7 protein-coding genes are annotated in these 12,229 nt (G+C 68.4%); 3 read left to right on the plus strand and 4 right to left on the minus strand.

The features are described from left to right. Window positions 1-636: 636 nt before the first annotated feature. A complete protein-coding gene (locus tag ACMGFE_RS02880; RefSeq protein WP_436923585.1) occupies window positions 637-1,887 on the plus strand; it encodes an orc1/cdc6 family replication initiation protein in 1,251 nt (416 codons plus the stop codon). Window positions 1,888-2,020: 133 nt separating this feature from the next. Here the strand turns inward: ACMGFE_RS02880 and ACMGFE_RS02885 are convergent, their stop codons facing one another. The 3 genes from ACMGFE_RS02885 to ACMGFE_RS02895 all read right to left on the minus strand — a co-directional run bounded on the left by ACMGFE_RS02885 (window position 2,021) and on the right by ACMGFE_RS02895 (window position 7,259). Further along, window positions 2,021-3,400 (minus strand): sugar porter family MFS transporter, encoded by a 1,380-nt coding sequence (locus ACMGFE_RS02885; protein WP_436923586.1) that lies wholly within the window; start codon window positions 3,398-3,400, stop codon window positions 2,021-2,023. 167 nt (window positions 3,401-3,567) lie between these two features. Next, the gene (gene mutS, locus ACMGFE_RS02890; RefSeq protein WP_436923587.1) at window positions 3,568-6,309 is read right to left on the minus strand and encodes a DNA mismatch repair protein MutS; all 2,742 of its coding nucleotides are present in this window, start codon (window positions 6,307-6,309) and stop codon (window positions 3,568-3,570) included. 110 nt (window positions 6,310-6,419) lie between these two features. After that, entirely contained in the window at window positions 6,420-7,259 is an 840-nt protein-coding gene (locus ACMGFE_RS02895) for a sugar phosphate isomerase/epimerase family protein (RefSeq protein ID WP_436923588.1), read from the minus strand. A gap of 152 nt (window positions 7,260-7,411) precedes the next feature. On the opposite strand from ACMGFE_RS02895, the gene ACMGFE_RS02900 reads away from it, so the two are divergent. Next, window positions 7,412-8,995 carry a right-handed parallel beta-helix repeat-containing protein gene (locus ACMGFE_RS02900; protein WP_436923589.1) on the plus strand — a complete coding sequence of 528 codons (1,584 nt, stop codon included), beginning with the start codon at window positions 7,412-7,414 and terminating at the stop codon, window positions 8,993-8,995. 105 nt (window positions 8,996-9,100) lie between these two features. Here ACMGFE_RS02900 and ACMGFE_RS02905 read toward each other — a convergent pair whose 3' ends face one another. After that, window positions 9,101-10,192 carry a Gfo/Idh/MocA family protein gene (locus ACMGFE_RS02905; protein WP_436923590.1) on the minus strand — a complete coding sequence of 364 codons (1,092 nt, stop codon included), beginning with the start codon at window positions 10,190-10,192 and terminating at the stop codon, window positions 9,101-9,103. Window positions 10,193-10,395: 203 nt separating this feature from the next. Here ACMGFE_RS02905 and ACMGFE_RS02910 point away from each other — a divergent pair, with 203 nt between their 5' ends. After that, window positions 10,396-12,207, plus strand: coding sequence for an ArnT family glycosyltransferase (locus ACMGFE_RS02910; protein ID WP_436923591.1), 1,812 nt, complete (start codon window positions 10,396-10,398; stop codon window positions 12,205-12,207). Window positions 12,208-12,229: the final 22 nt, after the last annotated feature.

Below are 12,229 nucleotides of genomic sequence, written 5' to 3' on the forward strand. Positions count from 1 at the left end.
TCGGTAGCTAACCGAAACTAAAACCGTCTCACCGCGAGAGGATCGATTCGAGAGCCCGGAGGCTAGTACTATCGCAGAACTAACTCGGAATCGGGTGTGTGTCCGTTTCTCCCGGTCGCACGACGGGCGTCTAACTAACTCGGAATCGGGTGTGTGCCGGTGCGGGCGAGTTGCAGCACGACCGCGCCGTCCCCGAGAACTAACTCGGAATCAGGTGTCTCTCCGCGTCGGGTCCAATTTCCGTTGCGGTGTGCAGACAATTCGTCCGGTATCGCGCGCCCGCGCCAGGCGGCCACCGAAGACGAAGAACCGACGCCGACTAACTCGGAATCCGGTGTGTGCCCCCGAACGCCGGCCGTCTGTCTGCGTTCGGTCGATCGCTGACTCGGAATCGGGTGTGTGTCTCCGGTCAGGTTGAATCGATCCCCGTTCGACCACGGGGACGGATCGGTCTCGACGCCCGCAGACCGATATCGAACGCCGACCGTCCGACGCTAACTCGGAATCTAGTGGGGGAATACCCGGTTCGGAGTTACGTCGAAACTGCTCCTATCCTGAAATATAGCTTCCACTGGCGGGTAACTAACTCGGAGTGTAGTGGAAACATTTTTCAGCGGGCCACCGAACAGGAGAGTCATGCAGGAGCGTCGGAACGCGGCGACAGCGGAGGGGGACGAGCTGTTCCAGTCTGTCGACGAGGGCGGTGACGACACGATCTTCGCGAACCGCGAGCTGCTCAACATCGACCACGTCCCGGACGAGACCCGGATCGTCGGTCGCGACGAACACATCCGCGATCTCGCCAACGAAGTCGGGCCGGCCGTCACCGGGTCGCCGCCGAACTCGGTGATCCTCTACGGGAAGACCGGTTCCGGCAAGTCGCTCGTCGCGAACCACGTGATGGAGCGGGCCCGCGGCGAAGCCGAGCGCCGCGCCAAGGACCTCGCGACGGTGACCGTCGACTGCGCCCAGGCGAAAGGCGAAGCCGACACGATCCAGACCATCGCCGAGGGCATCAACACGCCCGACACTGGCGTCCAGATCCCGACCCGCGGCATCTCCACCAACGAGTACTACAATCGCCTCTGGGAGATCCTCGACCGGGAGTACGACGCCGCGCTCATCACCCTCGACGAGGTCGACCGCCTGGGCGACGACAACGTCCTGATGCTCCTCTCCCGGGCCAGGGAAGCGGGGAAGGTCGACGTCCCTATCGGCATCATCTCCATCTCGAACAAGGTGAACTTCCGCGAGCAGATGACCGAGCGCGTCAAGAGCAGCCTCGGCCACAACGAGTTCATCTTCGACCCCTACGACGGTGAACAGCTCCGACAGATCCTCGAAAACCGGCGCGACGCGTTCCGCGACGGCGTCCTGAACGCCGGCGTCATCCCGAAGACGGCCGCGCTCGCCGCCCAGCGCCACGGTGACGCGCGCAAAGCCATCCGCCTCCTGCGCCACGCCGGCGACTACGCGAAGAACAACGGCATCGCCGAGGTGACCGAGAGCCACCTCGAACGGGCCCAGGAACAGGCCGAGGTCGAGCGGCTGAAGGAACTCATCGCCGGGCTCCCGCCCCACAGCAAGTACGTCCTCTACGCCCTGGCGAACCTCACCGCGAACACGGCCGAAGAGCGCGACTGGTTCCGGACGACCGTCATCTACGACGTGTACCAGAAAGTCTGCGCGGCGGAAGGGGCGGACGACCTCACGACAGACTCGATCCGTGGGCTGCTCAGCGAACTCGCCTTCCTCGAAGTCACGGAGTCGAACCAGGAACACGGCGGCATGGGGAAAGGCACCTACAAGGAACACCGCCTGCTCTGGGAGCCCAGCGTCGTGTTCAAGATGGACCCCAACCCCGCGCAGGTCGACGTGGATCAGTAAGACCGCCTGCCGCGCGATTCTCCGTTCACTCCTCGGTTGATTGTTCCTGCCACTGCTGCACTTTCGCCATCAGCTCCACGGGTGGCGTCTCGTTCACGTCGATGTCGGCCAGCGTCGTCAATTATTCCGCTTGTCAGTCGGTGAGCGAGATATTCTGGCGCAGGTCGGTCTCGATGGCCTCGAGGGTCCGACCTTTCGTCTCGGGGACGAACCTGTGGACGAACACCAGTCCGACCAGGCTACAGAGTCCGAACAGCCAGAACGTCCACGGCGTGCCGATCCCGTCGGTCAACACGGGGAACGTCAGCGATACGAGGAGGTTCGCACCCCAGTTGGCGACAGTGACGACGCCCATCGCGGAGCCGCGGACCGAAAGCGGGTAGATCTCCGAGATCAGCAGCCAGAAGACGGGACCGAGACCGATGGCGAAGAACGAGACGAACAGCATCAGACTGACCGTCGCGACGATGCCGAGGACGTCGCCGAACCCGGGGAGGTAGAACACGGTTCCGAGCACGGCCAGGGTCACAACCATGCCGCTGACGCCGACGAGCAGGAGTTTCCGCCGGCCGACACGGTCCACCAGCGAAATCGCGACGACCGTCATGACCACGTTGATGGTCCCGATGCCGACGGTCGCGAGGATCGACGTCACTCCGCCGAACCCGGTCGATTCGAGGATCGTCGGTGCGTAGTAGATGACGGCGTTGATGCCGGTGATCTGCTGGAAAACGGCGAGCCCGAGCCCGACGACCAGTGCCGGTCGGAGCCACGGTGCCAGCAGGTCGCGGAGTCCCGTCTTCGACTGTTTCTCCACCGTCTTTTCGATCTCCGCGAGTTCCCCCTCGACGGTGTCTTCTCGCGTCCGCTGGAGGACGGCCCTGGCTTCGTCCTCCCGTCCGTGTTCGAAGAGCCACCGCGGGCTTTCGGGCATCTTCAGGATCCCGATCCCGAGGACGACAGCCGGCACCATTCCGGCGCCGAGCATCCACCGCCACGCTCCCGCGTCCGCGAACGCGAAGTTGACGAAATACGAGATCAGGATCCCGGTCGTCACCATCAGCTGATTGAGCGACGTGAGCGCACCCCGGATCCTGGGCGGTGCGATCTCTGAGATGTACAGCGGACCGACGATCGAGGCGAAGCCGATCGCCACGCCGTCGATCAGCCGTCCCGCGACCAGGACGGGGACGTTCGGGGCGACTGCCATGGTGAACGACCCGACGAAGAAGACGACGGCCGCGATGAGGATGAGCCGACGGCGGCCGAGCCGGTCGGCGAGTTGGCCACCAACGGCCGCACCGACAGCCGCGCCCGCCATCGCACCGCTGACGATGATCCCCTCGACCAGCGGTGACATGACGAACGAGTCCTGGATGAAGAGGAACGCGCCCGAGATGATCCCGGTGTCGAACCCGAACAATAGCCCGTTCAGTGCAGCTAACGCGGAGACCACGTAGACGAATCGATCCCCGTCGCCGCGGAGGACGCTACGAATCGTAGCTGTCGACATCTATGCAAAAATGTACTCGTTTCCGTGTAAAAATATTTCCAACTGTTCCCGGAATCCGAGACGCCCTCAGTAGTGCCGGTTTGCGGGCGAACGGATAGTCGCGACTCGTCAATCGCTGCCTTCGCGAAGGGACGACCGGGACTCACGCGGCGCTGGGCGGCCAGAATTCAATTGGCGTCGGCGTCGCTGTCTTCGAGTTGCTCCTGCCAGTTCTGGACTTTGGCCATCAGCTCGACGGGCGGCGTCTCGTTGACGTCGATATCATCGAGCTCGTCGAGAATCGCTTCCGTCTCCGAATCGAGCGACCGGCCGTCCGAGTCGTTCGCCGGCGCTGCCGTCTGACTCCCGTCGGTCGCGACCTGCTGCTGGGTGCTGTTCGTCCCCTCGGTGACCAGCTCACCCGACCCGAGGTCGAAGACGACCTGTTCCGTCTCCCCACCGTCGCCCCGGTCGCTTCCCTGAACCTCGATCGCTTTCTCCTCGCGGAGTCTGGTGAGCACGTCCCGCGAGCGGTCGACGACTGGTTCGGGGACGCCGGCCAGATCCGCGACGTGGATCCCGTACGACCGGTTCGTCGGCCCGTCGCGGACCGTCCGCAGGAAAGTGACGTCGCCGTCGGATTCGTCAGCCGCGACGTGGACGTTCTCCACCGTCGGGAGTTCCTCGCCGAGCGCCGTGAGTTCGTGATAGTGGGTAGCAAAGAGGGTCTTCGCCTGAATCCGGTTGGCGAGATACTCCGTCGCCGCCCAGGCGATGGAGATGCCGTCGTAGGTCGCCGTTCCCCGGCCGACCTCGTCGAGGATCACGAGCGAGTCATCGCTGGCGGAGTGGAGGATGTTCGAGAGTTCCTGCATCTCGACCATGAACGTCGAGCGGCCCTGCGCCAGTTCGTCGAGCGCGCCGACGCGCGTGTAGATGCCGTCGACGAGTCCCACCCGAGCCGACCGCGCCGGGACGAAGCTCCCGACCTGTGCGAGAAGCGTGATGAGCGCCGCCTGACGCATGTACGTCGACTTCCCGCTCATGTTCGGACCGGTCACGATGAGGAACTGCCGCTCGTCGTCCATCCGCAGATCGTTGGGGACGAACTGCGTCGTCTGCTCGACCACCGGGTGACGACCCTGTTCGACGGCCAGCGCGCGACCGTCGGTCAGTTCCGGCCGCGTCCAGTCGTTGCGGACGGCGTGGGCGGCCAGACTCGCCAGCGCGTCGCACTCGGCGAGCGCTCGGCCCGTCTCCTGCAGGACCTCCGCCCGCGCCGCAACGCGGTCGCGCAGGCGCTCGAAGATCTCTCGTTCCATCTCGTGGCGGCGCTCTTCGAGGCGGAGGATCTCCCGTTCTCTGTCCTCCAGTTCCGGGACGACGTACCGCTCGGAGTTCTTCAGCGACTTGATCTGCTCGTACTCGTCGGGGACCTGGTCGGTCTCGCTGTTGCCGACCTGGATGTAGTAGCCGTCGGTCCTGTTGCGGTCGACCGAGAGGTGGGTGATGCCGGTCTTGCGCTTCTCCCGTTCGGGCAACTCCTCGATCCACGCGAGCGCCGACTCGTGGGCCTCGATGATCTCGTCTAGATCCGGGTCGAAACCCTGGCGGATCAGTCCGCCCTGGGTGACCGTCCCCGGAGGATCTTCGACGAGGGCCTCGTCGAGGTCGGTCGCCAACTCCGCCGCCGCCTCGCGGTCCGGCCGGTCCAGGACGTCGGCGAGCGGCGACTCGGCGAGGCGTTCGGTCTCCGCGATCAGGTCGCCGACCGCGGGCAACAGCGCGAGCGTCTCCTGGACGGCGCGCAGGTCGCGGGCGTCGGCGCTCCCGGAGGCCGCTTTCGAAGCCAGCCGTTCGAGGTCGTACGCGTCGCCGAGCGTCTCTCGCAACTGGTCGCGGGCCATCGCCGCCTCGGCGAGCGCCGCCACGGCCGATTGCCGGCGCGTCAACTCGCCGCGGGAGCGACGCGGCCGCTGGAGCCACTCGCGGAGGAGGCGCCCGCCGGCGCTCGTGACAGTGTGGTCGACCGTCGCGAACAGCGACCCCTCCCGGTCCCCCTGCATCGTCTCGGTGAGTTCGAGGTTGCGCTGGGTCGTCGCGTCGAGGTCGACGTACGCCGACTCGTCGAACGACTGGAGTCGCGTCATCGACGCCAGCACGCCCGCGCCGGTCTCGTCCACGTAGGAGATGACTGCCCCTGCCGCCCGTACTGCGGCGTCGGCGTCGGCGATACCCACGCTCTCCAGGGTCTCCGCGCCGAACTGTTCGCGCACCCGGTGGCGCGCCCGTCCCGGTGCGAACGCCTCGGTGGTGTGCAGCGAGAGCGATGCGTCGGTCCGCTCGCGCACCTCGTCGAGGAAAGCATCGTCAGAGCGGACCTCGGGACCGGGAAGCACCTCCGCGGGGTCGAACTTGTACAGTTCCGTCAGCGCCGCCGCCGTCGCGTCGGCGCCCGATTGCTCGGTGACGAGGAACTGTCCGGTCGTCACGTCCGCGACGGCGATGCCGTACGTCGCGTCGGTTCCCGTCCGTTTGGCGTCGCCCCCTTCGCCGTCGCGAACCACGGCCGCGAGGTACTGCGCGTCGTCGTCGGTCGTCGCGAGGTGCGTGCCCGGCGTCACCACTCGGGAGATCTCGCGCGCGTGCCCGTCGTCGGTCTCGTACTGGTCGGCGACGGCCACCCGATACCCGCGCTCGACCAGCGCCGAGAGGTACGGCGTCAGGTCGTCGAGCGGCACGCCCGCCATCGGGTAGGACGACCCGTGCGAGGACTTCTGCGAGATCTTCAGATCGAGCTCGTCGGCGACGATCTCGGCGTCCTCGGCGAAGAACTCGTAGAAGTCACCGCACTGCATCGCGAGAATGTCGGCGTCGGTCTCCTCCTTGAGCGCGAGGAACTCCCCGACGATACCCGTCGCCTCGGTCATACGCTGACGTGTGTGCGAAGTCGGGTAAAAGGCTACGGGTCCGGAGCGAAAGTGGTTCGCGGAACGACCGTTGCAGTCCGCTCTCTCGTCGAGTGGTCCCCCGCTCTCGACTACTCGTAGCTCACTCCCCCGTCGTCGAGCACGCCTTTCAGCGCCTCGGCGGCCGCCTCGAACCCTTCGGGACCGCTGTAGCCGTACGCCGACCCCGCGAAGGACAGGTGCGGTTCCAGCGAGAGCGCGCCCTCGAACCCGCGGTCCCGGAGCGCCGCGACTGTCTCGCCGATGCGGCCGTCGCCCTCGCCGGCGGGGCGGATCTCGCCGCGCTCGCCGTACTCGGCGTCTTTGACGTGGACCTGTTCGACGTACTCGACGACCTGCAGGAGCGCGTCGGGGTACGGCCGGACGCCGATCTCCAGGAAGTTCGCGGGGTCGAACACCGCCCGGAAGTGCGGCGAGTCGACGGTCGTCAGCAGGTCCCGGACGCGCCCGGGCGTGTCGCCGTAGATGTCCTTCTCGTTCTCGTGGACGAGCGTCACGCCCGCGTCCTCGGCCTTCTCGACAGCCACGCGGGTCCGCCGGAGGACCTCCTCGCGGTGGTCCGCGGGGTCGTCGCCCTCGGGGATGTAGTATGAGAACACGCGGACGTACTCGGTGTCGAAGCGATTCGCGAGTTCCAGCGCGCGCTCGAGGCGCTCCACGTGCGGCTCGAAGTCGTCTTCGATCCCGATCTTCCCGATCGGCGATCCGATGGAGGTGACCGAGAAGCCGCGCTCGTCGAGGGTCGCTTCCAGTTCGTCCAGCCGCTCGTCCGAGAGGTCGAGGGCGTTCTCGTCCCAGACGCCGCGCAGGTCGAGGTGACTGATGTCCAGTCCGTCCAGGGTCGAGAGCTGGTCGTCGAGGTCGGACGCGATCTCGTCGGCGAATCCGCTGATCACGAACGGGGCTGTCATGTCTCCGCGGTCGGAGCGGGGGGTCGTATGTCTTGTCACCGCGGAAACGCGTGCCAGTAACGGGGGCGGCTCGCGTCACGCCCTTCCGCTCAGTTATCGAATGCGCGCTTTCTCAACCGTCCACCTAATCGGCTGGGGTTCGTAGTGGTGCCATGGACGACGTGACCGACTACGGCGCCGCCGGCGACGGCGAGACCGTCGACACGGCCGCGATCCGGGACGCCGTCGACGCCGCGGGCGACGCGGGCGGGGGGATCGTCCGTCTGCCTGCCGGCGAATACCGCGTCGACGGCCCGGTGACGATGCGTTCACGGGTCCGTCTCGTCGGTGACGGGATGGGGGCGACGACCGTCGCCGCGGAGGGGACGGGGTTCGCCCCGCTCCAGTACCTCGGCGACGCAGACGACGTACTCGTCGACGCGACGGTGGCCGATCTGACAGTCGACAGTTCCGGGCTGGGCGACCCCGACGACTACTCGGCCGCGGAGAAGTGCGTCTACTACCAGCACGTCCGCCGCTGTCAGATCCTTCGCGTCCACGCGTACGGCGCGGCGGCGACCGGCATCGGGACGGACATGATGGTCGACTCGCTGGTCCACGGCTGCGTCGCGGAAAACTGCGGCCGCAACTTCGCCGCGGCCCGGGACGGCCTCAACCTCGGCTCGAACGGCATCGGCATCGGGACCGGGCTCCAGGACGACGCCGAACCCGTCGTCGTCTCCGATTGCCACGCCCGCGCCAACGGCAACAACGGGATCATGTTCGAGAACCAGGCGACGGGCGGGCGGGCGAACGAGTACCACGCCGGTCACGTGTTCGTCCACGGGTCGACTGCAGTCGGCAACCGCGTGGGGTTCCGCACCTCCGCGGATCGGCGCGTCCGGGTCTCGAACTGCTCGGCCCACGCCAACGACGAGGACGGGGTCGTGATCGACGAGAAGGGCGACTGGCCGAACGAGGCGAAGCGCCCCCCGTTCCCGGCCCGGGAGCACCGCGTCGACGGCTGCCACGTCACCGAAAACGGCGGCCACGGCGTCCACGTCGCCGACGCGGGGACGGACGCGTTCGTCGACGTCGCGGACTGCCACGTCGGCGCGAACGCGGGCGCTGGCGTCCGCGTGTCGACCGGCGAGCCCGTGCGTTCGGTGTCGGTGGCGGACTGCGAGGTGTACGACAACGGCGGGCCGGGCCTGACGTTCGCCGACGGCGGCGCCGACCTCCGCGTCTCCGACTGCGACGTCCGCGACAACGGTCGCAGCGGGCCGCCCGATTCGAACCCCGATGGCGCCGACAGCGATGCGGCCGGCGTTCACTTCGGCGGGCCAGTGGAGGGTTCGACCGTCGCCGGGTGCCACGTCGTCGACCGCGCGGGGACGCAGTCCCCCGGCGTCGCCGTCGCGGCCGACCACGAGTCGCTCGTCGTCCGGGACAACCAGTTCCGCGGGGACGCCGACCCCGTCGCGGGGGAGACGCTCCCGGTCGTCCGCGAGAACGAGGGGTTCGTGACCGAACAGGCCGGGTTCGCGAACGCGCGGGGTGACGGCGAGCGTCGTCGCTTCTCGGTCGAACACGGCCTCGACGTGGCCCCGCTCGTCACCAGCGCCTGGGCGGCCAGCGACGACGCGGTCGGCCGGTTCCACGTGACCGACGGCGACGCCGACGAGTTCGCGGTCGTCTACGAGACCGCGCCCGCCGACGGCGCGGCGCTCCGCTGGGGCTTCGAGGCACGCCGGTAGTTCGCCGGTCGCACCGCGGTGCGGTCACTCGCCGATCGCATCGCGGCGCGGTCACTCGCCGGTCGCACCGCGGTGCGGTCACTCGCCGGTCGCATCGCGGCGCGGTCACTCGATCCGAACCGGTTCGCCCCGTTCGGCGGACTCGTAGATCGCCTCGATGATCTCGACGGCCTTTCGCGCCTCGCTCGCGTCGAGCATGTACGGTTCGTCGTTCGCGCGGGCGTCGAGGAAGTCTTCGATGTTGCGCCGGTGGTTCGCGTAGTCGATGCTCATCGGGTCGGCCGCGCCGCCGCCGGAGTCGGTCTCGCCGAACTCCTCGCGGATCGCCGGGTCGTCGTCGCGCTCCTCGCGGAACTGCCAGGTGACGAGTTCGTCCTCCAGGATCTCTGCGGTGCCGCCGCGACCCGCGATCTGGAGCCGCTTGAGCGATCCCGGGTACATGGAGGTTGCGCCCAGGATCTGGCCGAGCGTGCCGTCGCGGTAGCGGAGGACGGCGACCGCGGTGTCCTCGACCTCCATGATGTCGCCGCTGTGAGCCCGGCGGTCGGTGTACGCGAACACCTCTGCGACGGGATTGACACTCTCCGACCCCGCTCCGGTATCACCGTCCGCGCCGGCCGCGCTCGCGAGCCACTGGATCGCGTCGACCCCGTGGATCGACTGGTTCATGAGCGCACCGCCGCCGTCGAGTTCCTGGGTCCCCTGCCACGCGCCGTCGTAGTAGTCGTCGTCGCGCCACCACGGCACGTACGCGCTGGCGACCGAGAGATCGTCGAACCGACCGTCGGCGGCGGCCTCGTGGAGCTGCCGGACCACGGGGTTGTAGCGCTGGTTGAAGATCCCGCCGATGCGGATCCCGGCGTCGTCTGCGGCGGCGACCATCTCGTCGATGCGCTCGGTCGTGATCTCCAGCGGTTTCTCGCAGAGCACGTCGACGCCGCGCTCGGCGGCCGCCAGCGCGGGTTCGAGGTGCGCGCCGCTCGGCGTGCAGATGCTGAGGACGTCGACGTCCTCGGCGTCGAGCATCGATTCGGTGTCGGCGTACCACGCGCAGCCGTACTCGTCGGCGAACTCGCGGCCGCGCTCCTCGGTGCGACAGGAGCCGGCGACGAGCGCCGCTTCGTCGATGTCCGCGATCGATTCGGCGTGCATCGTCGCGACCGATCCGATCCCGGCGATGGCGAGACGGTCTGTCATGTCGTCGCTCGGTTCGCGACCCCGTGGCAAAAAGGTGACCGAGCGGGCGAACGGCGCCGGGAGTGCCATCCGGTGTCGGTCACTGTCAGCGACACGAGCGGCGGACGGTCGCGTCGGGGCGGGTCACGGGAGCAACGTGCGCCGGCCACCGGGCCGAAGGCGGGTCGTTTTTACCGTTCCCCTCGGTCGGGAGGGACGTACAGATGGCGCTCCCGGACCCCCTCCAGCGGGCGAAGCGGCAGGTCGTCGAGGACCTCCGCGCCGACCCGTACCTCCCGTACATCCTCGCTGCCGCCCTCCTGGTCTCGTCGTTCTGGATCTGGCACCGGCTGCCGAACTTCGCGACGCGCGACGAGCGCTGGCGGGTCGTCGACCCCATCGAGGTGGTCGCGGCGTACCTCGACGACCCCGGACTCGGCTCGATCTCCGAGGGTGCGGCGTACTGGCGGACCTACGGCTCGGCGATGTACCTCTCGGCGCTCGCGCTCCTCCCCGTCTTCGTCGTCGTCCTGGCGAGCGACGCGCTCCCGGCGTTCGCCGACATGGGTCGACACATCGGCGTCGGCTTCTGGCCCCACTGGCTCCGGACGCCCGGCTGGATCTGGACGTGGAGCGTCCTGCCGGTGCGACTGGCGAACGTCGCCATGGCCGTCGGCAGCGTCTACGTCGTCTACCGCACCGGGACGACGATGCGCGACCGCGCGACCGGCCGACTGGCAGCGGCGCTGTTGACCGTCACGTGGGGGTTCCTCGTCCTCGCTCACGAGGGCGGCGAGGACGTCCCGTCGCTGTTTTTCCTCCTGCTCTCGCTGTACTTCGCCGTTCGATACGTGGAGTCGGGCGCCGACAGGCTGTTCTTCTGGGGCTGCCTGTTCGGCGGGGTCTCGATCGCGTTCAAGCTCTCGGGCGGCGTGAGCGCGGTGATGCTCGGGGTCGCACACCTCCACCGCGCTCGCCGGTCGGACGCGGGGCCGGTCGCCGCGCTCGTCCGCCCGAGGTTCCTGACCGTCGGCGTCCTGATCGGCATCGCGACCGTCGCGGCCGGGTTCCCGAGCATCGTCCTCGGGGCCCCGGAGGAGTTCGGCGGCCGGATCAGCCGCGCGTTCGGCGCGAAATCCGAACCGCACGGGTGGCTCGTCCAGCCCAGCTGGTGGTGGATCCTGCGGGGGTACCTCAACGGCGCCGGGGTACCGCTTCTCCTCGGATTCGTCGCCGGCGCGGCGGCCGCAATCGGGCGGTTCCGCGAGCGCTCGCTGACGGCCGACGGACTGCGGATCGCGCTGGCGGGCGTCGGCACGTACCTCCTCGTCTTCTCGACGTGGCGATACGTCCGGACGCACCACCTCCTGCCCACGTTCGCGCTGCTGGCGCTCGTCCTCGCGGTGGCGCTCGTCCGCCTGCGCGAGCGCCGGCCAGCGGTCGGCCGGGCGGCCGTCGCCGTCCTGCTGGTGACGAGCGCCGCCTACGCCGGTGCGGGGACGCTCGCGTACGCCTCCCAGCCCCGCGACCAGGCCGTCGACTACCTGACGAGCCACGGCGGCGCGAACGACACGATAGAGACCTACACGGTGGACCCGCAGGACGCGGCGGTCCCGCACAGCGACCGCGTCGACCAGCGCCCGCGCTTCGGCGTGGCGACGTTCACCGACCGCTGTCCGGCATACGTCGTCCTCAACTACCACCGGTCACTGCTGTATCTCGCGCCGGACTCCTGGGGCAAGCGGGCGGAGGTCCTCACGAACCCGAGCGTCGAGGGCTTCGTCAGCGACCTGCTCGCCGAGGACACCTACCCCTACGAGATCGCCGGCGAGTACGGACGCGAACCGCGATTCCTGCGTGGCGAGGGGCGGGCGCCGATGTGGCAGCGACTCTTCCGGGTCGGGACGCGCCCGCGAACCATGCAGTACGGCGACCCGCAGGACATGGGCGTCGACCAGTACACGGTCGTGCTCCGCCGGACCGGCGACTGCGGCAACGGGACGCTCTCGGACGAATTCGGGTCGGCGAATCGCTGACGACGGTCCAGAGGATCGCTGA

The sequence above is a fragment of the Halosimplex amylolyticum genome, from assembly GCF_051414035.1.
Lineage (GTDB): Archaea > Halobacteriota > Halobacteria > Halobacteriales > Haloarculaceae > Halosimplex > Halosimplex amylolyticum.

What these genes read in the sequence shown, in the direction of transcription:
- ACMGFE_RS02880 (WP_436923585.1), top strand. Translation starts at nt 637, where the DNA reads ATGCAGGAGCGTCGGAACGCGGCGACAGCGGAGGGGGACGAGCTGTTC.
- ACMGFE_RS02910 (WP_436923591.1), top strand. Translation starts at nt 10,396, where the DNA reads ATGGCGCTCCCGGACCCCCTCCAGCGGGCGAAGCGGCAGGTCGTCGAG.
- ACMGFE_RS02895 (WP_436923588.1), bottom strand. Translation starts at nt 7,259, where the DNA reads ATGACAGCCCCGTTCGTGATCAGCGGATTCGCCGACGAGATCGCGTCC.
- ACMGFE_RS02900 (WP_436923589.1), top strand. Translation starts at nt 7,412, where the DNA reads ATGGACGACGTGACCGACTACGGCGCCGCCGGCGACGGCGAGACCGTC.
- mutS (WP_436923587.1), bottom strand. Translation starts at nt 6,309, where the DNA reads ATGACCGAGGCGACGGGTATCGTCGGGGAGTTCCTCGCGCTCAAGGAG.
- ACMGFE_RS02885 (WP_436923586.1), bottom strand. Translation starts at nt 3,400, where the DNA reads ATGTCGACAGCTACGATTCGTAGCGTCCTCCGCGGCGACGGGGATCGA.
- ACMGFE_RS02905 (WP_436923590.1), bottom strand. Translation starts at nt 10,192, where the DNA reads ATGACAGACCGTCTCGCCATCGCCGGGATCGGATCGGTCGCGACGATG.